Origin of the sequence: Pauljensenia sp. UMB10120 (assembly GCF_030212035.1) — a bacterium.
Taxonomy (GTDB): domain Bacteria; phylum Actinomycetota; class Actinomycetes; order Actinomycetales; family Actinomycetaceae; genus Pauljensenia; species Pauljensenia radingae_A.
This window is the reverse complement of the sequence record NZ_JASODH010000003.1, coordinates 49,112-74,208: the sequence shown is the minus strand read 5'-3', so window position 1 is coordinate 74,208 and position 25,097 is coordinate 49,112. Positions and strand designations below refer to the sequence as shown.

The window sequence follows — 25,097 nt, the reverse complement described above, 5'->3', positions numbered from 1 at the left end:
CTACCGCTCAGGGCCTGTGGGCGAAGTGCTCAAGCAGCATCGCATCGCCGGACACGATAATGATGTCCTCCGGGTTGATGCGTGTGGACGAGTCGGCGTATTCGAAGGGCTTACCGGGGCGCATCACACCGAGCATGTTGACGCCGTACTGTGCGCGAAGATCCAGCTCTGCCAGGGTGAATCCCTGAATTTCCTGAGGCGGCCGCAGCTTCATGATGGCGAAGCCCTGCTTATCCATTTCGATGTAGTCAAGCATGCGGCCACCCACCAGGTGCGCAGTGCGCTGACCGGCATCAAATTCGGGGTAGACCACGTGGTGTGCGCCGATGCGTTTGAGGATGCGTCCGTGTTCACGTGAGATGGCTTTCGCCCAAATCGAGGGGATCTCAATATCAACCAGGTTGGCAGTGATGAGCACGGACGCTTCCAGCGAAGAGCCGATCCCGACAACTGCCGACGCAAACTCGCGTGCGCCGAGCTGTTCGAGCGCCTCCGCATTGGACGCATCAGCTTCAACCAGCGGGATACGACCCGCAAATTGCTGGACGCGTCGTGGATCCTTTTCCACACCGAGAATTTCGTGCCCGAGCCGATCCAACGTGGCGGCAACGGCTGATCCGAAGCGTCCCAGCCCGATCACCAACGTGCCGGACGCGAGCGGTTTTTCTTCTGCCATAGTGGTATTGTCCCACAGCGTCGGGATGAACGAGGCAGACCTATCCGACGATGGGCCGCTCAGCCGGCATTCTGATCACGCGGCGTCGTTCACGCAGTGCCAGAGCTGCAGCAACCGTCATCGTGCCCATACGTCCGGCGAGCATGAGGATAGTGAGCACATACTTGGCGAAAGTCGGCAGGGTCGGAGTGATACCAGTGGACAGACCCACCGTGGCGAATGCGGACACCGTCTCAAAGAGGACGACGTCCAGGGAGTAGTTCGTCACGGACAGCAAAATGATTACTGCGGTCGCCACCATTGCTGAGCCGATGAGCGCCACGGCAACGGCGAGACGTACCACTGAGTGCGGGATGCGGCGGCCGTACGCTTCAATATCGTGATCGCCTCGAGCTTCTGCCACGACAGCCAGCATGAGGACGGCAAATGTGGAGACCTTGATACCGCCTGCAGTTGAAGCCGAACCGCCGCCGATCATCATGAGGATGTCCTGGACGAAGTGTGTCTGAGGCTGCATACCGCCCACATTCAGGGCGGACAGACCTGAAGAGCGACTATTGACTCCCGCCAGGAACACATTGAGAACCTTTGAACTCGTATCAAGCGGCCCCAGGGTTTGCGGGTTGCCCCACTCCGTCAGAGCCATCAGCACTGAGCCGACTACCAGCAGCAGCAGGTACATCGTGATGGTCAATTTAGTGTGGAGCGTCCAGCGGCGAGGCGTGCGCCACCGCGCGACCACATCGGTGACAACGGGGAAACCTACCGCTCCTACAGCCGTGCCCAGTGCGATGGGGAACAGCATCCACCAGTCGGACACGAAGGGCGCAAGACCACCTGGAATGATGACGAATCCGGCGTTATTGAATACGGAGATCGACAGAAACAATGCGTGTCCGATTGCACCTGCCACGGAGTCCGTCAGCTGCAGGAAACGTGGCAGAAATATGACGAATAGGATTGCCTCGGCAATCAGCGACGTGCCCACAACTGCGCGCAGCAGGGAACCGACCTGCCCCATACCGGACGACTTTGTTTCCATGGCGGCGAGCATGCGCTGCGTGAGCCCCAGGTGACGCGACACGGCGAAGCCGAGGATGGAAGCCAGGGTCATGACGCCGAGGCCACCGATCGCAATACCGGTGGCGATGACAGCCTGCCCGAAAGAGGACCACTGCGTTGCAGTATCGACCGTTGTCAGACCTGTGACACACACTGCCGACACTGCGGTAAACAGCACGTCCACAAATGACGCGGGCCGTCCCGTCGCAGAAGAAAACGGCAAGAGTAACAGCAATGTGATGATTATCGCGATCGTGGCGAACACGGCGATCGCCAGGCGCGCCGGTGACGTGCGCGCTCGCTGCTCAACCCATTCGCGCAGGTGGTCCCAGCCTGATTTGCGCAGGAGCGTGAGCTGTGGGCCGTCCACACGCCGAACCAGGGGTGCCGCTGATGATGACTCAAGGCTCGGCGGTTCACCCGGTCGAATAGGGGAGCGTCGCCGTCTGAGTAATGTAGTGGTGATCGGCCGGTTGATCCGTTTCAGCGAGCGCCGGTGCGGGCGCGAGGAACGGACCATAACAACTCCTTTAAGCAGATCACGTGAGGCGGGTCAGCACTGTGATGCTAGCCCATCGTACGCGGGTTGGACCCGTTATCAGAATAGATGGAGTCGAAGTGGCGCACGGTCAGCTCCTCAACGCTGATGATCCCGGAGATGCTGGACAACGAGGTACGGCGTTTACCCTCAGAAGGGAAAGCACAAGCAGAAAGAGTCGCCGTGTTGCGCCCCGCGAACACTTCCACCGATCCGCGATCAACCAGGACAGTCATCCGCAGGTGGGAGTCACCCTCGTCCATGTCGATGGGGGCGCTGCGGTAGCCGCGATCAGTTCCTGCCTTCGTACGCCTGTCGACAACGATGCGGCGCGCCAGATCGTCGTACGCCACCCACGTGTAGGATCCGTCCGATGTTTCGTTGACACGCAATCCAACCTGCTCAGAGGTGGTGGCAGACAGGTCAACAACCATGTCAATGGCGAATGCGTCCCCGTCGTCAACCAGGAGCCTGTCGCGGTTCGCGTCAAGAACAAAAGTGCCGAGGGTGTCCCGACCACATTCCAGCCTGTTGAGTTCAGGCAGGGCAGTGGCGGCCAGCTTGAGGTCCTCGGTGAGTGTCAACTCGCGCGGCACGGTGAACTGGCCGGACCAGTTGTCGCTGTACTGGGGTGCGAGAGGCAGCATGAATGCTCCCATCCATGCCAGTGCGATGCGTCGGCCATCAGGAGCCTCGAAGGTCTGCTGAGCGTAGTAGTTTGAGCCCCAATCAGACAGGGCGTAATCGGTCAATGGATGGAAATCGCTGCCCAGCGTCCAATCGCCTACGACGTAACCGGCGTTATGCCCGTTACGCATGGCGTAGCCGGATGCGCGTGCGTTGGTCATCGGCCCGTAGCACAGTACCCAGTGGTCACCCAAGGGGAACAAGTCAGGGCATTCGAGCATGTAGACGTGCGGGTCAGGATCTTCGAACAGGACGCGGTCAAAGCTCCAGGTGCGCAGGTCCGGTGAGGTATACAGGTGAACCTGGCCGCGAGCAGCTTCAGAGGTCGCGCCCAGCACCATGCACCACGTGTCGCCTTGACGCCACACTTTCGGGTCACGGAAGTTCGGGAGGCCAGGGGCGTCAATAATGACGCCTTCCTTGTGGAAAGTCAGGCCGTCCTCGGATACCGCCAGGCACTGCGTCTGCTCGTTGCGACCGTCCGCGTGGCCGTCAAGCCAGCGATTTCCGGTGTAGAACACATACAGCAGGCCGTCTGGCCCCTCGACGGCGGAGCCGGAAAAAACGCCGTCCTGATCTGCCGGAATGCTGGGGGCGAGGGCGATTCGTTCGCGCTGCCAGGTCACCAGGTCAGCAGATGAGACATGGCCCCAGTGCATCGGACCCCATGCGGAGCCGTAGGGGTGATGCTGATAGAACGCGTGATAGCGACCGTCGAAGTAGCACAGTCCGTTCGGGTCGTTGATCCACCCTGCTCGAGCAGCAATGTGGAAGGTGGGGTACCAGCGGTCGTTGCGTGCGCGCTCAAGCTGGTCAGAGGCTCTTTCAGCGCGTTCCAGCGCCTGCTCGTGTGTGAGGGTGAGCGGTGCGTGGGGCAGGGGATGCTGCTCGTGTGCCAAGGCATGCGTATTCCCAGCGTTCAGGTGATCTTCCTGTTCGGGGATCTGTGCGCCTTCATTGGTCGGCTCGATATTGTGCGAATCCGTCGGCGTACTCATCAGGTGTCAGCCTCCTGTGATGCGCCAGTAATGGGCGCGAAAAGGTATCCAAGCTGTCCCCGTCACTGTAAACAGCATCGGTGGCGCGCTTCAAGGCGATGCCTGCCAGCGTTCACCTGACGCTGCGAGGCAGCTTTCACATAAGGCGCCAGGTAGCGCCGCCTCGCTGGTGGCGCGAGTCATTGTCCAGCAGAGGGCGCCAGGCCGTGCCCAGCAGAGGGCGCTACCCAATTGTGCGAACGGAGTCCCGCTCCACGATCGGCACATGAACAAGGGTTGGTTCCGAGTGGGGCTCCGACTGCGATGACTGATTATCTGCATTCTTCTGTGCCCGCCCATGTGAGCGGGCACAGTCAACCAGGAACTCCATCCCAAGGGCGCCCATCTCCAGGTACGGCAGATGCAGCGTCGTCACCGGCGGGCGCATCATGTTGGCAAGTGGCTCATCGTCAAACGAGAGCACCGACATGTCGTCAGGCACCCGCAGGTTCCGATCACAGAGCGCCTGGTACACGCCCATCGCGATTCGGTCGTTGGCTGCAACGATGGCCGCTGCGCCGCTGCGATCCAGTCGATCGAGGATCGCATTCGCACCTTCGAAGCCCAGCGGAGACTCCCATGCTTCCCCAGGAGCCTCATCAACGATCTGTACGCCTGACGCAGCGCATCCTGCGTCAATACCGCGCAAGCGGGCTCCTATGCAGATGGATACTTCGGGTGCGGGGTCAGTCGGATAGCGCCCGATCAGAGCCACGCGACGGTGCCCATGCGCTCGCAGGTAGGCAATGGCACGGCGACCCGCGTCTTCCTCGTCAGGCATGATCGAATGCCACCCGTCGGCCTGGCCGTTAATGATTACTCCGGGCAATCCTGACGTCAAATGCGGCAAGGAGACCAGGCGTGGGGACATCAGGCCGACTGCAAATCCTTCGACTGCGCGGGACCTGAGGCCGCTCAGTGCGCGCGCCATGCCGTCGGGGCTTCGGTCGACTTCCATCATGAGGACTGAGAAGGAATGCTCGTCTGCGGTGTCGAGGATTCCACGGATCATCTGCGATGCGAATCGAGTAACGGTCACTCCACTGGAAACGAATCCAACCGTCGATGTCGTGCCGGTACGTAAATTACGCGCTGTGAGATTGGGTACATAGCCAAGGTGGCGAGCAGCCTGCTGGACGCGTTCAATGGTGGCCTCAGGGATGCGTGACTTGTGAACGCTATTGAGCGCCATGCTGACCGTCGCGGTGGACAGCCCGACATGCTGCGCGATATCAGCGATCGTAATGCGGCTTTCCATGTGGATCAGAATAAACCTCTGTGTATACAAAAGAGTGAAAGTGGATGAGGAGGTTTTTCGTCGATAGTTGCTGAAAAAGTCCTGAATGGCATTAAGATAGGGCTCGAGGCTTCTCGGAGCAGTGATCAGACCTGCCCGCCTCTTTGTTTTTGGGAGACGCAATGGACTCTTCACCTGCGCCCCGTTTTATGACGGTTGCGGAAGTGGCAGATCTCATGCGTGTGTCCAAAATGACTGTCTACCGCTTGATTAACAAGGGTGAATTGCCTGCTCTTCGCGTCGGCCGCAGCTTCAGAGTGCCCGAGGCTGCAGTGAGTCACATCATCGATGCCGGCCTTGCGCAATGGTCCGATGAACGTCAAAGTGGAATAAGCGGGTAGGATAGTAGGGTTGTATCTTTCGAGGTACCCCAGACCGTAGCTGTCATGCACCATCATGACTGCATTCAATTTGTGAATGACGAGGGAGGGCCCTATGGGTTCCGTTATCAAGAAACGCCGTAAGCGCATGGCAAAGAAGAAGCACCGCAAGTTGCTGCGCAAGACACGGCACCAGCGTCGTAACAAGAAGTGACGCGACCGGGGCCCGGCCATCGTGGTCGGGTCTCGTTTTATATCTGATCAACCTGAGTAGCCGACCAGCGGCACAAACCCATCGAAGGGTGACAACCATGGAACTGACAACGATCCACGTGATGCGCCACGGGGAAGTCGATAATCCCGACGGTGTTCTGTACGGAAGGCTCCCTGGATTCGGCCTGACTGAGCTCGGGCACGCGATGGCGGAACGGGTCGCTCAGTACCTCATTGACGAGGGCGCCGATGTCACGGCCATTATTGCATCGCCACTCAAACGTGCTCAGCAGAGCGCTGCTCCGACCGCGCGGGCCTTTGACGTACCTGTCCAGGCGGACGTGCGCCTGATCGAAGCAGATTCAGCTTTCGAGGGTCTGCCCATTAACGCCAACCGTGCACTCTTACTGCATCCGCGTTACTGGCACCTCTATCTCAATCCGTTACGTCCCTCGTGGGGAGAATCCTATGCTGATGCTGCGTCGCGAATGAGTGCGGCAGTTTCCTCAGCCCTGGACAAGGCCCGCGGGCATGAAGCGTTGGTGGTTTCTCACCAAATGCCGATCACAGCGCTGACTCGTTTCGTGCAGGGTCGCATGTTGGCACACTCGACACTGTCTCGTGTGTGTTCCCTGGCATCGGTGACGAGCTTCCATTTCAGCGGCTCGACGCTGGTGGGTCTCGACTATTCCGAACCATGCAAGGACATGTTGGCTCATGCGGCCGACATGACTCCAGGTGCGTCGGAAGCTCAGCTCAAACGGTAGCTGGGGGGCCAGCGCGGCGCGTCAACCGGTCAAGGTACCTGACAACCGGTCGAGGTAAGAATCAACCGGTCGAGGTAAGAATCAACCGGTCGAGGTCTTACGAAAACGGGCAGTCAACCGGTCAAGGTAATCGGGCCACAGTCGCGCATCTCACCACGTGAGAACCGCATAATACTGCGGAAAAGTCACTGTTGCTTCCGTGGTGTTGTCGCCCAGATGACGCATCTACCTTGACTGGTTGATCATTCGGGGGCTCAATGACCTTGACTCGTTGATCATCTGTCGGATTTCAAGGCACGCATCGCCGAATCGGCCCGGTGTCCCTACCTGTCGATTCCGGATTCCCACGTGTCGACTCCAGACACCCAACTGTCGATCTGGCCGTGGCGCGCGAGCCAGCATTTCCACCCGGACACGCGTGACCTGCGCAAACAGTGGCGACAGACAGTGGCGGCGCGCTCAAATAAGCGCGAGATCGACACGTGGGGACGGGACGGGGCGGGAGGGACGGGGCACAAGATGCACTTCCGACCAGAAAAGGGCTGAGCGTCAGCGCAACCTAGCGCTGGGGGTCTTCATCCGACGGATCGTCACGGCCAGCGCCAGAGTCGGAGTCGGAATCCGAATCAGAGCCCGATTCAGAGTCAGAAACGCCAGTGTCGGTGGGGGCGTCATGACCGGAAGCCGAACCGGAACCAGTCGGCGGCTCTTCATGATCGCGCTCGTCGAGAACGTCAGAATCGCTGTCAACGGGCTTCGCGTGATCTCCGTGCGCTTCCTCATTGCGAGCCTGCTCGCGTCGGCGGCGCTGAATGTCACGTTCCAGGCGGAACAGGAAATCCGGATCATCGTCGGGTGCCAGTGGTTCGCGACGCTGCGAGGACTGCGAACGGTCAGGTCGCCGGGACCATCCAGAACGCAGCGGATTCGATTCTGATGTCAAGTCCGACAACCCCGTGGTTTCCCCGGATTCGGCGCGCGTGATGGTTCGCAGCAGGATCCACACGATTGACCCGATGGAAATAAACGGCATCGTGATGACGATGATCGTCAGCCACCACATACGGCCGATACGACCAGGCACTTCATCATCAGGAGTGCGTGCCCAGTCAGCGATTGCGTAAATAGTGACGGCAATCCACAGGACAACGGCAAGAATACGAACCATCCCACCATTTTAGGTCAGGAACGACCATGCCTCGACACGACTTAGATGACGATGGCCACTGAAACGATGACGGCGCACGCCAGCGTCGCGATCCCCGTGTACTTCAAGGCGCGTATCAGATCGCGGCCAACCGCACCGCTAAGAACGATTCGAATACCGGGAATGACGGTGACGGCCATCAGAACAGCGGCCACACACACCGCCCACCACGGGGAATGCACACTGATCACCAGCACCACAACTGCGGCCACGAGGAGCGCGCAATACGCCGCTCGCGAAGCGGGATCACCCAAACGTACAGCCAGCGTCATCTTCCCAGAGGCCCTGTCCGTGGGAATGTCACGTAAGTTATTCACCATGAGCAAGGCGATCGATTCGAACCCCATGCCTGCTCCGGCACACCACACCCACCAGGGAGCACCCAGAGTCTGCGTCCATGTGGTGCCCACAGTTGCGACCAACCCGAAGAAAATGAACACCATCAGCTCGGACAGCCCCACACCCATATACCCGTACGGATTGCGTCCACCAGTGTAAAACCATGCGGCGGCAACTGCCGCGACGCCCACCACCAGCAACCACCACTGGCCAGACAATGCGATCAGAACCAGACCGGCCACGCCTGCCACAGCGAAACAAGCCAGCGCCACTGCCAGGACGACGCGCGGAGAGACCGAGCCGCCGCTCGTCAAACGCGGCGGTCCGGTGCGAAAGTCATCCGTTCCACGCACGCCGTCAGAATAGTCATTCGAAAAGTTCACACCGATTTGCAAAGCCAGCGCCACACACAGTGCGAGCAATGCGCGCCCCCAGTGCAACTGATCCAGCTCAGCTGCAGCCGCAGTTCCCACAATCACGGGCGCAAGAGCGGCCGGAAGTGTGCGAAGGCGGGCGCCCTCAATCCAGTCTTGAACAGTTGCCATTTAGCGTCGCCAGTGCTCCCCGTGTTCGATCTGTTCCATCACCAGTGCCCGCACACGGCTCCGGTCAACTTTCCCGGATTCCAGCATGGGCAGTGTGTGAAGCGGTACGACAACGCGTGGAGCCTGCGCTCGGCCCAGACGCGCTCCCACGTGATCGCGAATGGAGCGCGCCCATGAATCCAGATCCGCACTGTGCGAGCTATCGCGCACCACCGCGGCGGTGACCACGTGCCCCCAGCGTTCGTCTTCAAGATCGAGGATCCAACTGTCACGCACACCCGGAGCTGACAACACGGCATCACGAACCGGACCAGGTGCCACTGACAGGCCGCCCGTCACGATGACATCATCGCTGCGCCCCAGCACCTGAACGTCGCCATTGGAGGCAATTCGACCGATATCACCTGTCAGCAGCCACCGTGCGCCACCCTCGTCAATGAAGGGGGAGGGGCCGTCCAGGTACTTTGTCATGAGCATGGGCCCGGCAATTGCCAGGCGTGATTGCCCGTCAACGTCGACAGCGCGGACCGTTACCCCCGGCAAGGGACGCGAGTTGTACACGCAGCCGCCACCCGTTTCAGTCATGCCATAGGTCGTGACCACCCGAATGCCGTGGTTGCGCGCAGCCTGCAGGAGTTCCTTGGTTATGGAAGAACCGCCGACGAGGACACCGGCAAGCGAGGCCAGTGCGCGAATAACTTCCTCACCGGCATCCAAACACGCTCGCAGCTGCACGGGTACCAGCGAGAGATACCCTGGCACCTGTGAATCCTGAGTGGCACCCGCGATGGAAGAGAGCAGGTCAGCGGGGCGGAAACCTGAATCCGTGTCCACCACCATCGGGCTGAAACCGGCGACTGCACTGCGCATGAGGACCTGAGCACCGGCGATGTGATGGGCAGGAAGCGCAAGAATCCAACGCCCCGGCCCCTCCAGCGCCGCGTGAGTGGAGTGCACGGATGCGATTAATGCCTCGGTGGACAGGCCAACGAGGTGAGGCGTTCCCGTTGATGACCCCGACGTCGGAATCACCACGTCGACGCCGTCCAGAAGAGCCAAGTCATTGCGGACGTCTTCGGGTAGTTCAGGAAAAGCGTGTGACACATCGGTTTGAAGATGGCGCAAGGACGTATGGGGGATCTCGCTGGGAGGACGCATGACCACGACTGTTCGCTTGTGCGACGAGGGTGCCTCGTCCATGGCGCCGTCTGATGCTGTGCGTGCCTGTTCAGCCAGTTTGCTGAGCGAGGCGTAAGCCAAAGCCGCTGCTCCAACGGAAGTGCCTCCCGGAACGACTAAGACACGAGGGGTCTGCACTTGTCCTCCTTTACAAACGGCTTTTCTGAACCATCGTAATGCCCAATCGGTCAATTAACGTGTGCGGAGATGAGATCGTGGGCAAGTCGACATGGAATTGCACCGATAGCCTCGTTACTATCGAGGTATGACTATTGGGAAGCTCTCAGCGAAAGCCTCATGGGCGCTGATCGCATTACTGGGAGCACTGCTCGTTGCAGTGATCGGTGTGGGTGCGTACGCGGCCTACTTCGCTGACCGCGCCTTGCCGCGAACCACTGTCGCCGGACAGTCCGTGTCCGGACAAAACCGCGACGAAATTGCCCAAGGCCTGCAAGAGCGAGCCTCACACGCCAGCATCAATGTGACGGTTGACGGTACGCTGACCAGCGCGACGCTGGAAGAAGCGGGAATCACCATCGACACCGACGCCACGCTGGATGATGTGTTCGCTCCCAACGGTTCGATCCTGTCACGCATCTCCTCACTGTTTACCTCGCGGGATGTCCAGGTGGTGACCTCGCGAGATGATGCGGCTGCGCAGGCATTGACCCAGAAAGTTTCCGCCTCTGTTGACCAGCCCGTACGCGAAGGTTCCATCCAGTTCAACGAAGACGGTGGCACATTCAGCGTGATTGAAGCACAGGAAGGGCACAGTGTCGACCTCGAGCAGCTTGCCAGTGCATGCGATGAAGCTGCGCGCACGCTGACTACCCAGGACATTGACTTGCCGATGATCGCCGTCAGCCCGACGGTGACCACGCAAATTGCTCAGCAGCTTGCAGACAAGGCGAACACGATGCTGGAAATTCCTGTATCGATTACTGACGGTATTCACACCTACTCACCCGATGCGCGTGAACGCTCGACGTGGATCGCGCTGCCGGATCTGAACGCCGCGGGCGGAGCTGGTGGCAAGGGTGCTGCCGCCAACACAGGCGCACTTGATGTCACGTGGAATGAGAAACCGGTTCGCGCGTGGGTTGAATCGACCGCGCTGTCCACCAACGAAGAGCCCACGAAGGGTGTCAAGAACGTCAATTCGCGTGGGGACGTTGTCGCGGTCGCGGATCCAGGTAAGAGCGGATGGACCGTCAACAACGCTGGCGAGGTGGCCGATGAGCTGCTCGCAGCCCTGAAAGACGGCACCGCCTACGAAGGCGATTTTGACTACGACCAGACCGAACCCGAATTCACCACCCGCGAGATTGCGGATGGTGCTGGCGACAAGGTGTATCAGGCAGCTCCTGGTGAAAAGTGGATCGACGTGGACCTGTCGAACGCATCAGTGACCGCCTACGAAGGTGCAACTGTTGTCCAGGGCCCGATCCCGATGGTTCCCGGCAAGCCCGGGTGGGAAACCGTTACCGGGACGTTCCGCATCTACCTCAAGCATCAGGACCAGATGATGGGCTGCAGCCCCGGCTACGACTACTGCACATACACACCGTGGGTGTCATACTTCCACGGTGACTACGCGTTGCACGGCGCGCCCTCACGCAGCTCTTTTGGCTGGTCAGGTGAAGGTGGCTCGCACGGTTGTGTCAATATGCCGGTTGATGGTGCGCAGTGGATCTATAACTGGGCCCCTGTCGGCACAGTGGTGGTGTCACACTACTGAGCAGCAGGCTCATCATTGCAGTTCGACCTTTTCGTATAAACCTGATAGCATTGTGATCAGTGACACGGGGTGCTTCACGCTGAGATCAAACCCGTTGAACCTGTCCAGATAATGCTGACGAAGGAATGTCCGATGGAGAATTTCCATACCCAATGCGTCGACGCTTTACACGCTGTCAGAACACACCACCCGCTCGTTGGAGCCATCACCAACTCGGTAGTCACGAACTTTACGGCCAACGCCCTGCTTGCCATTGGGGCAGCACCGGCAATGGTCGATATTCCCGGCGAATCCGGCCCCTTTGCCGCAATTGCCAACGCTGTGCTGATCAACCTGGGAACCCCGACGCCGACTCAGTGCGAAGCCGCTCTGGAGTCCGCCACCAGCGCCAAGGAAGCAGGCACATGCTGGGTTCTTGACCCGGTTGCCATCGGGCCACTGCCGGTGCGCACACAGCTCGCGCATCAGCTGGTCGCCCTCGGCCCGTCAATTGTGCGAGGCAACCCGTCGGAAATCATTGCTCTGGCAGGTCTGGGAGAAGGCGGCCGCGGTGTTGACTCCGCTGATGCGGTGGACGCCGCCATCGATGCCGCCCGCCGCATCAACAGCGAATATGGATCGTTGGTGGCTGTGTCCGGCAAGTCCGATGCGATCGTCTCAGCCGACGCAATCGTGCGTGTCGAGGGTGGCTCAGATATGCTGACCCGCATCACTGGGGCGGGATGCTCACTTGGCGCGCTGGCCGGCGCGTTCGCCTCTGTGGCTCGGACCCAGCTTGACGGTTTGGTTGCTGTTCACGCACTGTATGCGGCGGCCTCGGAAATCGCGGCGGAGCGTGCACGCGGAACCGGCACGTTCCAAATGGAGTTCCTCGACGCGCTGGACAACTTCCGCGATGAGGACTTTGAACGCGTCACCATCATCGCGCAGTGAGGCCAGGCCAGTGATGAACAAGGCTGTCTCATCCCTCGACCTGAGCATCTATCTTGTCACGGACGCAGACATGTGCCACGCTGCGGGACGCACCGTTGCGCAAACGGTGGCAGAAGCTGTCGCCGGAGGAGTGACATGCGTGCAGCTTCGGTGTAAAGATGCCGAGTCACTGGATTTCTTCAACGAAGTGATGGAAGTGGCCGACGCTGTCGCTGACTCGGTCACACTCCTGATCAATGATCGTGTGGACGTATTCCTGGCGGCACGCCTGGCAGGTGCGAACGTTGCAGGCGTCCACGTTGGACAAACCGACTTGCCGGTTGCCCTTGTCCGCAAGCTGATCGGCCCCGAGGCCATCATCGGTTTGTCGGCCTCCACCCCTGAGGAACTGAAGGAAGCCGAAGAGAACCCGGGGCGCGTCGACTACATCGGCATTGGCGTCGTGCGTGATACCTCCACGAAAACCGATGCTCCCGAGGAACATGGCATCGATGGAACAGGACAGATCGCACGCAGCACACACCTGCCGTCGGTGGCAATCGGAGGCATCAAAGCACCGGATATGGCACCGCTGGCACGTGAAGGATTGGACGGAGCGGCCGTCGTATCCGCAATTTGCCTAGCACCCGACGCGCGCGAAGCTGCACGCGAACTGGCAGATCAATGGGCAGAAGGCCTGCGCAGCGCGGGTCACTAACCACCCAATTCAGACCCCGAGGAAGGGACTCAGCACTTGCCGGCCATGTACCCAGTGCGCCCGCCAGTTCATGATTCAAGCCCCGAATGGCAGCACATGCATCATCCATGCGATGAAGGAGAACATTTTATGAAAACAGTCAAAGCCCTAACAATCGCCGGATCGGACCCCAGCGGTGGGGCAGGCATTCAGGCAGATCTCAAATCGTTCAGCGCCTCAGGAGCTTACGGAATGAGTGTCATTACGGCGCTGACCGCCCAATCGACGCAAGGAGTGCGAGGCGTGTTCCCCGTCCCGGTGGACTTCGTGCGCCAACAGATGGACACGCTGCTGGACGACATCACTCCGGACGCCACGAAAGTGGGAATGGTGGCAAGCGCGGAACTTGCGGCCGCAATCGGTGAGTATCTGCCGCGCCTTTCGAACACGATTTTTGACCCCGTCATGGTGGCGACCTCCGGTGACCGACTGGTTGACGAGGACGCAGTTGACGCTGTACGCGACCTGTGCATGAAAGCTGACCTGATTACCCCGAATCTGCACGAAGCAGCCGTGCTGCTGGATTGCGATGTGGCGACAACGCTGGACGAAGCAACCGACCAGGGCAAGGAACTTCTCGCGCGCGGCATGACCCGCGTCCTCATCAAAGGCGGACACTTGACCGACACGTCCACAGACGTGCTGATTGATGGTGACGGGGTCACATTCCTGAAGGGGACGCGTGTTGACACACAGAACACTCACGGCACCGGATGCACGCTGTCCAGTGCCATAGCGGCCAGACGCCCCCGCACAGACACCTGGGTTGATGCGATTGCTCAGGCAAAGGATTACTTGACGCGCGCGCTCCTGGCTGCCGACTCGCTCGATGTGGGCAGGGGGCACGGTCCCGTTCATCACTTTGTCGACCTGTGGAAGGAGGAATCATGAGTTTTACCGACCAGGTATGGCAGCGCATCGAACCGGTGCGCAACGCGATCAGTGAGCATCCCTTTGTCTGCGCACTTGCCGACGGGTCGCTTGAGCTGGAGACATTCCACGAGTACCTACGCCAAGATGCGTTGTACCTGATCGACTATTCGCGCGCCTTGTCCGCACTGGCAGCTGGCGCCAGTGACGCTGACGAAGTGACGTTCTGGTCGGGGTGTGCGCATCAGACAATGGTGGATGAGCGTTCGCTGCACGCCTCACATGTGGACGTCCTTGAGGGGGCAATCATGAACCCCACATGTCGCGCCTACATGTCATTCCTGCTGGCCAGCACGCATGCCGAGACGCAGGGGGTTGGCATTGCAGCAGTGCTGCCATGCTTTTGGCTCTACGATTTCGTCGGGCATCGGCTCCGCGAGGGTGTCCACTCCGAGGATGAGCTGGACGCACACCCCTACGGTGACTGGATCAGAACCTACACGGGGCCAGAATTCGAGGAAGCAACACGGCGCGCAAAGGACTACGCGGACCAGTATGCGCAGGCCAGCGATGATGCGGGGAGGGAACGTATGGCGAAAGCCTTCGAAGTTGCGTCGCGCTATGAGTGGATGTTCTTCGACGCTGCGTGGACAGGTCAGCAGTGGCCACTGTAATGCGCGAGGCCACCGACAGTTGTCGGCCGGCGCAGTGAGGTCACCCGACAACGGGCCACGCGTCAGCAGTATGAATGGCCAGCTGTCAGCCGGCCGGCTTTAGTAGTAGTACGGGAAGGTCGACCAGTCGGGGGAGCGGTGCTCGAGGAACGCGTCACGCCCCTCCTGAGCCTCCGCCGTCATATACGCCATCCGGGTTGCCTCCCCGGCGAACACCTGCTGCCCGGCAAGACCATCGTCAGCCAGATTGAACGCAAACTTCAACATGCGGATCGCCTGTGGAGACTTGCCGGCAACCGTGTGCGCCCACTCCAGCGCCACGTTTTCCACATCCTCATGCGGCACCGCACGATTGATGGCTCCCCACGCTTCCGCCTCTGCCGCGTCATAGCGGCGAGCCAGGAAGAAAATCTCGCGTGCGCGCCGATCACCGACCTGACGGGCCAGCAGCGCCGAACCGTACCCCGCATCAAAGGACCCCACGTTGGCATCCGTTTGCATGAACTGAGCATGTTCGCGGGAAGCGACCGCCAGATCACACACGACTCCTAATGAGTGACCGCCACCGGCAGCCCACCCGGTAATTGCAGCGATCACGACTTTCGGACAGGTGCGGATCAGGCGCTGAACCTCCAAAATATGCAGACGTCCCGCCCGAGCCGGATCGATCTGCTCACGCCGGCTCGACACATCGGCGTCCGCGTCAGCACCATCCACCTCGTAGCGGTACCCGTCGTTGCCTCGAACACGCTGATCACCACCCGAACAAAACGCGTAGCCACCGTCACGGGCAGACGGCCCGTTGCCAGTCAGGATGATCGCGGCAACATCACTGCTCATCCGCGCATGATCCAGACAGCGGTACAACTCATCGACAGTCAGCGGTCGAAAAGCATTGCGAATGTCTGGGCGATCAAAGGCAATACGAACCCAGGGCAGATCTTGTCCGGCTGCCGCTCCGTCGCAAGATCCGCGCGAAATTCCGCGATGATACGTCATGTCGGTCAGGTCCTCGAACCCCTCGACAACACGCCAGCGATCAGGATCGAAGGTGTCGGACACAAATGGAAGAGCACTCATGACCTCCACACTAGCGGCTAATCTGGAAGCCATGAGTACAGATCTGTCATCCATGCTGCGCCCCGGACAATCCCTGCTTCGTGAACTTGACTTCACGCGCGAAGAATGGGACAACCTGCTATGCCTGTCAGCAGCGCTGAAAGCAGCCAAGAAGAATGGCACTGAACAACAACTCATGAGTGGACGCAACGTCGCCCTCGTCTTTGCGAAAACATCGACACGCACGCGCTGCGCATTCGAGGTCGGGGCAGCAGACCAGGGAGCCCACACCGTTTACCTCGATCCGCAAGGCTCACAGATGGGACACAAAGAATCCATCGAGGACACCGCTCGTGTGCTGGGACGTATGTTCGACGCGATCGAGTACCGCGGTGACGACCAATCAGTTGTGGACACGCTGGCACAGTACTCAGGCGTTCCGGTATTCAACGGCCTGACCGACCAATGGCACCCCACGCAGATGCTGGCTGACACACTCACGATGAGAGAACACAGCGAGGGCGTGGACGACCATGACATTGCCTACGCCTACGTCGGGGACGCGCGTTTCAACATGGGGCGGTCCCTGTTGGTGAACGGCGCGATCCTCGGCATGGACACCCGCATCATTGCACCGAAGGAACTATGGCCACCGCAAGACGTCATCGAGGCGGCTCAGGCACGGTCCGACGAGTCGGGTGCGCGTCTGACCATTACCGAGGATGTCGACGCAGTCGCTGGCGTCGACTTTGTCCACACGGACATCTGGGTGTCGATGGGGGAGCCTAAGGATGTGTGGGCGCACCGCATCGACCTGCTGCGCAGCTACCGCGTTGACGAAGCGCTCATGGCACAAGCCGGTCCCGATGCGAAATTCATGCACTGCCTGCCGTCATTCCACGATCTGAAGACCACCGTCGGACAGCAGATCTTTGACGAGTTTGACCTGGATGGAATCGAAGTTTCCGACGAGGTGTTTGAGGGGCCGCGCTCCATCGTCTTCGATCAGGCCGAGAACCGCATGCACACGATTAAAGCTGTTATGGTCGCCGCTTTGGGTCGGAGTGATACCACGAAGGCGTGAGCCACGACGGCAACGGCTTTCGTCCAAAGGCCATCATGGAGACGACAATACCGGCTATGAGGAGCAGAGCACCTGCCGCGCCTGTAATCCAGCGGCCAGCGGGGTTGGGAATCATCGACCCCAATGCGAGGATACTGATGCCGAGCAGCACGCCAGCCAGGCCCGGGATCGTGGCGAACGCCATTTTCTCATCCACCAGTCCGTTCGCGTTCTGCCACCATCGTGAACGCGGAGAATCGGTACGCAGCCACAGTGCCGCTGCCAGCACCACCAATCCGAAGAGCAAGGCAATCAGAATCATGATCCCACCCTACGTGGAGGGCTGCGATGTTACATAATGACCACTCTCAAATCTCAGGCGATCCGCTTCGCGAAAGATCGGGCGCTTCATGCGCGATCGAACAGGTCCGCATCGCTGAGCTGGCACCGGCCACGCGCCGCACGCTGGACGCTATCGACACCGTCCTGATCTACCACACGCCGCTCATCACGCGCTTTCGTGGAGTCACGGAGCGAGAAGGCCTCCTGCTGCACGGCCCTGAAGGCTGGTCAGAAGCGGCGCCGTTTTGGGATTATGGCCCGCCTGAATCCTCACGGTGGCTGATGGCCGCCCTCGAAGCTGCAACGCAGACGCCGCCCACGGCCCGGCGCACCAGCGTCCCCGTCAATGTCACGATCCCTGTCGGAACGCCAGCTGAGGCAGCCGAGCGTGTGCAAGCCAGCGGAGGATGTACTACCGCCAAAGTGAAGGTGGCAGACCCGGGGATGACTGTGGACCAGGACTGTGAACGCGTTGCCGCTGTTGCCCGCGAGCTTGCCCGCATCAGCGATGATCCGCATGTGCGCATCGATGCCAACATGGCGTGGGACGTGCCCACTGCTATCGCGGCGATTACTGCGCTGCACGAAGCAGCGGCCAGCGCCGGTGGCCTGGAATACGCGGAACAACCGTGCCGCACAGTCGAAGAGCTGGCGCGCGTGCGGGCCCGCGTTGACGTGCCAATAGCCGCTGACGAGTCGATCCGACGTGCCGAAGATCCCTATGCCGTTATTCGTGCCCACGCTGCCGACGTGGCGATCATCAAGCTTGCCCCGCTGGGAGGGGCGCGCGCAGCACGTGAGATTGCTGAACGAGCTGGCATCAAAGTAGTGGTCTCCTCCGCCCTCGAATCATCCATTGGGCTGGCGCGCGGCCTCCAACTGGCGGCTTGCCTGCCTGTCGAAACGGCGTGCGGACTGGCAACTGCGCAACTGTTCGATGCTGACACCGTGCGCGAACCGCTCAAAGTGGAGTCAGGCCGAATTCAGATGCATGACATGAGAGTGGATGAGAAATTGATTGACGCATGCCCCCTGCCGGCCGGATGCCGGGACAGGTGGATCGACCGATTAGACGCCATGTGCGCCGTGCTGAATGAGGAACGCCAATGACTCAGTCACTTCGCCTTGCTCTTGGAATCGTTCGTGCGCTCGCAGCTCACGGTGTGCGTGACTTCGTCTACAGTCCCGGGTCGCGATCAGCCCCGTTCGCCTATGCGCTTGACGCGTGTGAGCGCCACCTCGATATCCGAACGTGGATTGTGCTCGATGAGCGTGATGCCGCCTTCTTTGCAGGCGGCCTGTCTCGCGCCGACGAGTTGGCCACACCTGACTTCACTCCTGCGGCACATGAGCCTCGGCCCGTTGCGCTGATCATGACGTCAGGTGGAGCCGTTGCCGAGATGCACGCCGGCATCGCCGAAGCTCACCATTCCCATCTGCCGTTGATCGTGGTCAGCGCTGACCGTCCCTTCGAAATGCGATCCGTGGGAGCTTCGCAAACGACGACGCAGGCGGGGATCTTTGCCTCGCAGGTGTCGATGACGTGTGACATTCCCGCTGATACCACTGCTGACCGGGCTTTGACGGCCCGCGTTGGACGCCTCGTCGCTGCCGCTCGCGGATGGTCAGCCACCGATCGCGGCCCGGTCCACCTCAATGTCGCACTTCGTGATCCTCTTGCACCTGCCAGTGCCGGTGACCTTGAGAAAATCCTGATGAACGAGGGTGACCCCGCCGTTTCTGCGACCCGCTTCTTCTTATGTGAGCGTGAGCCGGTCCCGTGGCGGCAGGTGGTGGATCCGAATCTGCGCACTGTGATGATTGCCGGCGACGGTGCTCATCGCGACAGCGCCGCATGGGCTGAGCGCGCCGGGATCCCGCTGCTCGCTGAGCCGACCAGTGGGCTGACAGGAAGCTCCGCGTGGATTCCGCATCAGCAAAGCATTCTCAGTGACAGTGACGTGCTCAGCCAGATCGAGCAGGTCATCGTGACGGGGCGACCGACGTTGTCGCGCCCTGTTTCCAGGCTTCTTGCGCGCGATGATACTCGCATCGTAGTGGTCAGCGAGCATACGGAATGGCCAGATGTTGCAGGCAGGGCGAGCAGTGTTGTGCCCTCGCTGTGTGATGTGCCTCTGGGCGAGGGGGGCGAGTGGCGTGACTCTCTGCGTGAGCGTTCAGGGTATGCCGATGATGCGCTCGATCCCGAGCAGTTCTCTATGCTCACTGTGGCGGACCTGATCTGGCGCGACACTGGAACCGACGTACTGGTTCTGGGAGCATCAAACACTGTGCGTGCTTTCGACCTGGCGATCCGTACGCCTGCCCAGGCGAGCGTCGTGTCGAACCGCGGTCTGGCCGGGATTGACGGCACGATTGCCACGGCGTGGGGCTGCAGTGCCAACGGTGCGCGCGTGCGCGCGGTGATGGGGGATCTGACTTTTTTCCATGATGCGTCGGCACTGGCGCTTCGCGGTGGTGGAGCGCTGTCGATCATTGTTCTGGACGATCAGGGCGGATCCATTTTCGCCTCGCTTGAACATGGACAGGCACCTCAATCGATGTACGAGCGATGGTTTGGCTGCGCGCAGAGCGTTGATATCGAATCACTATGCCGAGCCTACGGGTGGTCTTACTGCGCGGCCGTGAGCCTGGATGATGTGGCAGAGGCCCTGGCGCTCCCCATCGATGAACCGTCTGTGATTCATGTCAAATTGACGAGGGATGCTGACGGTATGCGGAGAATTCTCACACCTTCACGTTCTCAGAAAACTTCCAGATAACCTTCAGGTCATCTGGAAGATCCCTTGTCATACTGGGCATCACACAGACCAGAAAAAGAAGGACGTATGACAAACGAGCAATTTCCTCGATCTGAATTCAATGATCAGAACGAGACACCAGATGGGCGCGACGCTTACGCGCCACAGGAAACCTCTGACCACTCGTCGGCATATATGCCGCCGAGTGACCTGCCGCGTTCCGATCGCGATGGCGCCGAACGGGGCGATCTGGGTGAGCAGAGTGATCTCAAGGAGCGAGGTTATCAGAGCGATCAGAGAAATCAGGGCGATCAGGGATATCAGGGCCAGTCGAGTGAGCAAACCGAGCAGAGCCGGCAGGTTCAGCAGGGATCCCGATATGCCTACGGGTCGCCCTCGAACTCGACGGAATATATCCGCCCGGACGGGCCCAGCTACGCAGGGCGCGGTTCTTCGGCCTACGCAGGCGGCAGCGATGGCTTCGTAGCCCCGAGCTCCCAGTCGTATGGAGAAAGTGCGGCGAGTGGCCAGAACCAGTCGTACGGGCACAGGCAGTCGTATGACCAAGGTGAGTCACCTGAGCGCACGCAATACCTGCAGGGCGGCCAGTATTCACGAGCTAGCCAGTATGCTCAGGGGGCGAACGGCCAGTACACGCAATCCGGCCAGTATGCAGGTCCGTCACGAGGTGACCAGTACTCGCACGATTCCCGCAATCCCTACGCATCACCGAACCTTCAGCCCGGATCCGCTTCCTATGGTCGAGTCGCCACTGCCGCGCCGGCATCCTCGACGAAACGTGCACGAAAGACGCGGAAGAATGGCCCGGGCTGGGGCGCAGTTGCTGCTGCGATGCTTGTGGCCGTCGCCCTGTCTCTTGGCGGCGCGTGGGGGATTAATGAATTCGTCGGTTCAAATAATTCGACGGCAACCGCTACCAGTTCGCAGAGTTCGCACGCCTCGCAACAACCTGCACCTGTCATCAGCAGTGATGCGACGTGGGCAGAAGTTGCCGCAGCGGTCTCTCCCGCAACGGTGTCCATCAACGTCCAAGGCGGGCAAACAGCCGACATCGGATCGGGCGTCGTGTACGACTCAGCCGGTCACATCGTGACGAACTACCACGTTGTATCAGCGGCTGAAAATGCCTCAAATGGTCGAATCAGCGTGACCTTGTCTGACGGGCGAATCTATGCCGCCGAAATTGTCGGCGTCGATTCGAGTACCGACCTGGCCGTGCTGCAGATTGTGGATCCTCCCGCAGACCTGTCTGTCGCCGCATTCGGGTCATCTGCGGATGTCCAGGTGGGACAGGACGTGATGGCGATCGGATCGCCACTGGGTCTGTCTTCAACCGTCACCACCGGCGTCGTCTCGGCACTGAACCGCCCAGTCGAGGTGGCAACCGAACAACAGGACAACCAGCAGCAGATCGACCCACGTGACCCCTTCGGACAGCTTCCTCAAAATCAGAACAAGGAAACCAGCCCATCGGTCATCACCAATGCGATTCAGGTGGACGCCTCGATCAACCCGGGAAACTCCGGCGGACCGCTCTTTGACGCCCAGGGCAAAGTCATCGGTATTAACTCATCGATCGCATCTATGGGCTCAGATTCCTCATCTGCAGGCTCGATCGGACTTGGTTTCGCAATTCCATCGGACCTCGTGAAGTCTGTCGCTGAACAGATCATCGCGAACGGACAAGTCGACCACGCTGTGTTGGGCGTGCTCATTACAACCGGCACAGCCACAGTCGATGGCACCACGCGCATGGGTGCCGCCATCAGCGAGGTCAACAATGGCTCAGCCGCGGCCGAGGCAGGGCTGAAAGCTGGTGACGTCATTACCGCCGTCGACGGTAATGCGGTTGAATCCGGAAAGTCTCTGACCGGCTACATTCGCCGTTACACTGGAGGCGACCACGTCAGCATCGAATATGTGCGTGACGGCAAACTGACCAGCGCAGATGTGACACTCCAATCGCAGATCCAGAAATAGAAATGCCAGGATCTATGCTCGTGTCAACATCTTGTTAAACGGGTCAATATCTCCTGAACTTGGAAGGATACAGCGCCATGGTGGCCGACTCACTGTTCAGTATGGACAAAATAGGGGCACGCCCCTCGATGGATCCGCAGCGAACAGTGAGCGGGCCCCACTGGCGCATCGGCATCATCACCGACCGGCTGATCCGATTCGAATGGTCCGACACCGACGAATTCGTTGACGACGCCACTCAGATCGTTCTGAACCGCAGTTTTGGGGATACTCCAAAATTCCGCGTCACCCGGCGCGACGGGCGCGTCCTGATCGATACGGACGCTGTGCGTATCACCTACGACGAAAAACCGTTTTCCCGTTTCGGGCTGTCTGCGTTTATCAAGGGCGTGGGATCCACCTGGCGTTTCTCGGAACCGGCTCGGGCCAACCTGGGCGGCACCGCCCGTACACTCGACCAGATCGACGGTCCTGTTGAACTGGACGAAGGCCTCGCAGCATTCGACGGGTGGGCTGTGATCGATGATTCCCAGTCCAACCTGATCCGCGAAGTCAGCGAAGTTGACGGGCATGACAACGCATTCGGTACGTGGGTCCAGCCCCGTAATCCGGATGAGCCGTCCGGAGCGACACCCTCGTCCCACGACTTCTATCTGTTTGCCTACGGGCATGATTTTGCGGACGCGGTGCGCGACTTCTATCAGCTGACAGGCCCGACCCCGCTGCTGCCGCGCTTCACACTGGGCAACTGGTGGAGCCGCTACCACGCCTATTCGGACGAGGAATACCGCGAGCTCATCACACGCTTTGAGAACGAGCGCGTGCCACTGTCCGTTGCCGTAATCGACATGGACTGGCACCTTGTCCACGACATTGACCCGAAGTACGGCACCGGATGGACTGGATTCACATGGAATCGTGACCTGTTCCCGCAACCTGAACAGTTCCTCGATTGGCTCCATCAACGGGGGCTGCGCACGACGCTGAATCTGCATCCGGCCGACGGGATCCGTGCCTTTGAAGAGGCGTACCAGCGGGTCGCCACACGCATGGGAATCGATCCGGCCAGTGAGGACCCGGCCGAATTTGACCTGACAGATCCGCGCTTCATGCAGATCTACTTCGAAGAAGTCATTCACCCCATGGAAAAGGAAGGGGTCGACTTCTGGTGGCTTGACTGGCAGCAAGGCGGAACAACCCGTCAGCCCGGCCTGGACCCGTTATGGATGATCAACCACCTGCATTTCCTCGATTCCGCGCAGGCAGGGGAGCGTCCGCTGACCTTCTCGCGCTACGCAGGGCCAGGCTCACACCGCTACCCGGTTGGATTCTCCGGCGACACGGTCGTGTCGTGGGACTCGCTCAAGTTCCAACCCTTCTTCACATCCACGGCCTCCAACATCGGATACTCCTGGTGGAGCCACGACATCGGCGGACATATGTTCGGTGTGCGCGACGAAGAACTGGAGGCACGCTGGTACCAGTTGGGTACCTTCAGCCCGATCAACCGCCTGCACTCCACTGAATCAGCTTTCAACTCAAAGGAGCCGTGGAACTTCCACGACGAGACGCGCAGCGTGATGAACCAGGCACTTCGTCTGCGCCACCAACTGATTCCCTACCTGTACACGATGAACAGGCACACCGCTTACGAGGGGCGGCCGCTCGTTGAGCCGATGTACTGGCAGGCACCCGAGACTGCCGATGCCTGCGATCACCCGCACGAATTCCGCTTCGGTTCGCAGCTGCTGGTCGCTGCCATCACTGATCCACGCGAGCACGACACGATGAAAGCCCAGGCCGACGTCTGGTTCCCGCGCGGCACGTGGTTCGATTTCTTTACAGGTCGACGAGTCGAATCTCGCGGTGAAGCCGGCCGTCGCCTGCGCGTATGGCGCGATCTGGATTCTTACCCGGTTTTCGCTCCCGCAGGCGCAATCATCCCGCTGCAGGATAACGCGCCCGACCAGCTCAACAATGTTGACAACCCCGAGCATCTGCGCGTCATCGTCATGCCCGGTGATAATGGTGAGTTCGTCCTGTGGGAAGATGACGGAGCCGCACAGGAAAATGTCGCATGGGCCGCAACCACTCTTTCACTGAACTGGTCGCCTGCCGATGATTCCGACACGCGTACCTTCACCATTTACCCGCCTGCCGACCATGTCGACGTTCTCCCGGCCACGCGCACGTGGACCCTCGTCTTCCGCGGCGTTGCGCCCATTGACGAGGGTGACGTGACGATCACCGTCAACAACGACAAGGTTGCCTCTGAACGCGTGGCGCTGACCTACTGCAACAAGACCTTGTCCTATGAAGTCACGATTGCTGACGTTCCGGCAGATCAGCAGGTTACGGTTGAGATGTCTGCGGAAGCACTGACAGTGGCGGACGATCCGTGGTTTGATGACGCATTCGACCTGCTGTTCAAGGCGCAGATCGGCTATCCGGCCAAGGAACGCGCGATCGAGATGATTCGTGAGGAAGGTGAACGCGCTTTGGGTGGCCTCGTCTCTTTGGGTGAGCCAACCCCGACGATACAGTGGCCGCACAAACCCGAATACCTTGTGGTTCCTGACAGCGTGCGCAGCGCTCTCGATGAGATCCTGACCCGAACCTCCCAGCCGCATGTAGTTCCCGCATGTCCGCCAGCATCGTCATCTAGGTAGAGGCTCTTTTCACGCATCGCCCGACTGTCGGCGCACGACCCCCTAGATTTAAGGCTGAATCGTGCACATTCCCCTAGATTTTCGATCTTTTTGTGCACATACCCCTAAATCTTCGGCATTTTGTGCACATACCCCTAGAAGAACCGCGACCGTCCGCTGGCGCTCTCCGCGCAACACCCCGTGACCTGCGCATATGGGAAAGCGATGAAATGGCTAACCGCCAATTCTAGGGGTATGTGCATTCTGGCGAGACTTTTTAGGGGTATATGCACGTGCGCCCGCCAGTTTGAGGGGTCGGTGCACGCACGCCCGCACCGACGTGACCACGCCGCGCCGCCGCAGCGTCGTCACCGAGGCAACCACACCACGCCGCGCCACACGGC

At 60.1% G+C, this 25,097-nt stretch carries 23 protein-coding genes and 1 riboswitch; of the genes, 14 read left to right on the top strand and 9 right to left on the bottom strand.

Going from position 1 to position 25,097, the window contains the following annotated elements; all coding sequences use genetic code 11:
• Positions 1–7 precede the first annotated feature (7 nt).
• From QP093_RS03810 to QP093_RS03795, 4 genes are all read right to left on the bottom strand, one after another.
• A complete protein-coding gene (locus QP093_RS03810) occupies positions 8–676 on the bottom strand; it encodes a potassium channel family protein (protein ID WP_058237217.1) in 669 nt (222 codons plus the stop codon).
• Positions 677–716: 40 nt separating this feature from the next.
• Complete coding sequence (locus QP093_RS03805) at positions 717–2,258, bottom strand: TrkH family potassium uptake protein (RefSeq protein WP_083314336.1); 1,542 nt, start codon at positions 2,256–2,258, stop codon at positions 717–719.
• A 47-nt stretch (positions 2,259–2,305) separates the two neighbouring features.
• Positions 2,306–3,961: a glycoside hydrolase family 32 protein gene (locus tag QP093_RS03800; RefSeq protein WP_285014797.1), complete on the bottom strand. Its 1,656-nt coding sequence runs from the start codon at positions 3,959–3,961 to the stop codon at positions 2,306–2,308.
• A 223-nt stretch (positions 3,962–4,184) separates the two neighbouring features.
• Positions 4,185–5,258 carry a LacI family DNA-binding transcriptional regulator gene (locus QP093_RS03795; RefSeq protein ID WP_285014795.1) on the bottom strand — a complete coding sequence of 358 codons (1,074 nt, stop codon included), beginning with the start codon at positions 5,256–5,258 and terminating at the stop codon, positions 4,185–4,187.
• Positions 5,259–5,419: 161 nt separating this feature from the next.
• Here QP093_RS03795 and QP093_RS03790 point away from each other — a divergent pair, with 161 nt between their 5' ends.
• The 4 genes from QP093_RS03790 to QP093_RS03775 all read left to right on the top strand — a co-directional run bounded on the left by QP093_RS03790 (position 5,420) and on the right by QP093_RS03775 (position 7,143).
• Positions 5,420–5,638 carry a helix-turn-helix domain-containing protein gene (locus QP093_RS03790; RefSeq protein WP_070725342.1) on the top strand — a complete coding sequence of 73 codons (219 nt, stop codon included), beginning with the start codon at positions 5,420–5,422 and terminating at the stop codon, positions 5,636–5,638.
• Between the two features lie 94 nt (positions 5,639–5,732).
• Positions 5,733–5,831, top strand: a complete 99-nt coding sequence (locus QP093_RS03785) for a 30S ribosomal protein bS22 (RefSeq protein WP_003792170.1) — start codon at positions 5,733–5,735, stop codon at positions 5,829–5,831.
• 97 nt (positions 5,832–5,928) lie between these two features.
• The gene (locus QP093_RS03780; RefSeq protein ID WP_285014793.1) at positions 5,929–6,597 is read left to right on the top strand and encodes a histidine phosphatase family protein; all 669 of its coding nucleotides are present in this window, start codon (positions 5,929–5,931) and stop codon (positions 6,595–6,597) included.
• 348 nt (positions 6,598–6,945) lie between these two features.
• Positions 6,946–7,143, top strand: coding sequence for a hypothetical protein (locus tag QP093_RS03775; protein WP_285014792.1), 198 nt, complete (start codon positions 6,946–6,948; stop codon positions 7,141–7,143).
• Between the two features lie 13 nt (positions 7,144–7,156).
• Here the strand turns inward: QP093_RS03775 and QP093_RS03770 are convergent, their stop codons facing one another.
• The 3 genes from QP093_RS03770 to QP093_RS03760 are packed head-to-tail and all read right to left on the bottom strand — an operon-like array spanning position 7,157 to position 10,005.
• Complete coding sequence (locus QP093_RS03770; RefSeq protein WP_285014790.1) at positions 7,157–7,765, bottom strand: hypothetical protein; 609 nt, start codon at positions 7,763–7,765, stop codon at positions 7,157–7,159.
• 41 nt (positions 7,766–7,806) lie between these two features.
• On the bottom strand, positions 7,807–8,688 hold the full coding sequence (locus QP093_RS03765) for a 1,4-dihydroxy-2-naphthoate polyprenyltransferase (RefSeq protein WP_285014789.1): 882 nt from the start codon (positions 8,686–8,688) through the stop codon (positions 7,807–7,809).
• On the bottom strand, positions 8,689–10,005 hold the full coding sequence (locus tag QP093_RS03760) for an AMP-binding protein (protein WP_285014788.1): 1,317 nt from the start codon (positions 10,003–10,005) through the stop codon (positions 8,689–8,691). It abuts the gene before it with no gap.
• 127 nt (positions 10,006–10,132) lie between these two features.
• On the opposite strand from QP093_RS03760, the gene QP093_RS03755 reads away from it, so the two are divergent.
• The 5 genes from QP093_RS03755 (at position 10,133) to QP093_RS03735 (ending at position 14,818) form a co-directional block, all read left to right on the top strand.
• On the top strand, positions 10,133–11,605 hold the full coding sequence (locus QP093_RS03755; protein WP_285014787.1) for a L,D-transpeptidase family protein: 1,473 nt from the start codon (positions 10,133–10,135) through the stop codon (positions 11,603–11,605).
• A gap of 55 nt (positions 11,606–11,660) precedes the next feature.
• Positions 11,661–11,748, top strand: a riboswitch (TPP riboswitch).
• Complete coding sequence (thiM, locus tag QP093_RS03750; protein WP_285014786.1) at positions 11,738–12,538, top strand: hydroxyethylthiazole kinase; 801 nt, start codon at positions 11,738–11,740, stop codon at positions 12,536–12,538. Its footprint overlaps the riboswitch before it by 11 nt.
• Complete coding sequence (gene thiE / locus QP093_RS03745; protein ID WP_285014784.1) at positions 12,501–13,235, top strand: thiamine phosphate synthase; 735 nt, start codon at positions 12,501–12,503, stop codon at positions 13,233–13,235. The genes thiM and thiE overlap by 38 nt, the downstream gene beginning before the upstream one ends.
• A 129-nt stretch (positions 13,236–13,364) precedes the next feature.
• Complete coding sequence (gene thiD / locus QP093_RS03740; RefSeq protein WP_285014783.1) at positions 13,365–14,165, top strand: bifunctional hydroxymethylpyrimidine kinase/phosphomethylpyrimidine kinase; 801 nt, start codon at positions 13,365–13,367, stop codon at positions 14,163–14,165.
• Positions 14,162–14,818 (top strand): TenA family protein, encoded by a 657-nt coding sequence (locus QP093_RS03735; protein WP_285014782.1) that lies wholly within the window; start codon positions 14,162–14,164, stop codon positions 14,816–14,818. The genes thiD and QP093_RS03735 overlap by 4 nt, the downstream gene beginning before the upstream one ends.
• Before the next feature lie 99 nt (positions 14,819–14,917).
• Here the strand turns inward: QP093_RS03735 and QP093_RS03730 are convergent, their stop codons facing one another.
• Positions 14,918–15,898 (bottom strand): 1,4-dihydroxy-2-naphthoyl-CoA synthase, encoded by a 981-nt coding sequence (locus QP093_RS03730; protein WP_285014781.1) that lies wholly within the window; start codon positions 15,896–15,898, stop codon positions 14,918–14,920.
• Between the two features lie 31 nt (positions 15,899–15,929).
• Here QP093_RS03730 and argF point away from each other — a divergent pair, with 31 nt between their 5' ends.
• Positions 15,930–16,961, top strand: a complete 1,032-nt coding sequence (gene argF / locus QP093_RS03725) for an ornithine carbamoyltransferase (RefSeq protein WP_285014779.1) — start codon at positions 15,930–15,932, stop codon at positions 16,959–16,961.
• On the opposite strand, the gene QP093_RS03720 is transcribed toward argF, so the two are convergent.
• Positions 16,918–17,262: a hypothetical protein gene (locus tag QP093_RS03720; RefSeq protein ID WP_070725357.1), complete on the bottom strand. Its 345-nt coding sequence runs from the start codon at positions 17,260–17,262 to the stop codon at positions 16,918–16,920. The genes argF and QP093_RS03720 overlap by 44 nt on opposite strands.
• 26 nt (positions 17,263–17,288) lie before the next feature.
• Between QP093_RS03720 and QP093_RS03715 the strand changes: the two genes are divergently transcribed.
• From QP093_RS03715 to QP093_RS03700, 4 genes are all read left to right on the top strand, one after another.
• A complete protein-coding gene (locus QP093_RS03715; protein ID WP_285014777.1) occupies positions 17,289–18,392 on the top strand; it encodes an o-succinylbenzoate synthase in 1,104 nt (367 codons plus the stop codon).
• Complete coding sequence (gene menD / locus QP093_RS03710; protein ID WP_285014775.1) at positions 18,389–20,065, top strand: 2-succinyl-5-enolpyruvyl-6-hydroxy-3-cyclohexene-1-carboxylic-acid synthase; 1,677 nt, start codon at positions 18,389–18,391, stop codon at positions 20,063–20,065. The genes QP093_RS03715 and menD overlap by 4 nt, the downstream gene beginning before the upstream one ends.
• Positions 20,066–20,131: 66 nt before the next feature.
• On the top strand, positions 20,132–22,045 hold the full coding sequence (locus tag QP093_RS03705; protein ID WP_285014773.1) for a S1C family serine protease: 1,914 nt from the start codon (positions 20,132–20,134) through the stop codon (positions 22,043–22,045).
• A gap of 77 nt (positions 22,046–22,122) precedes the next feature.
• On the top strand, positions 22,123–24,714 hold the full coding sequence (locus QP093_RS03700; protein ID WP_285014771.1) for a glycoside hydrolase family 31 protein: 2,592 nt from the start codon (positions 22,123–22,125) through the stop codon (positions 24,712–24,714).
• Positions 24,715–25,097: the final 383 nt, after the last annotated feature.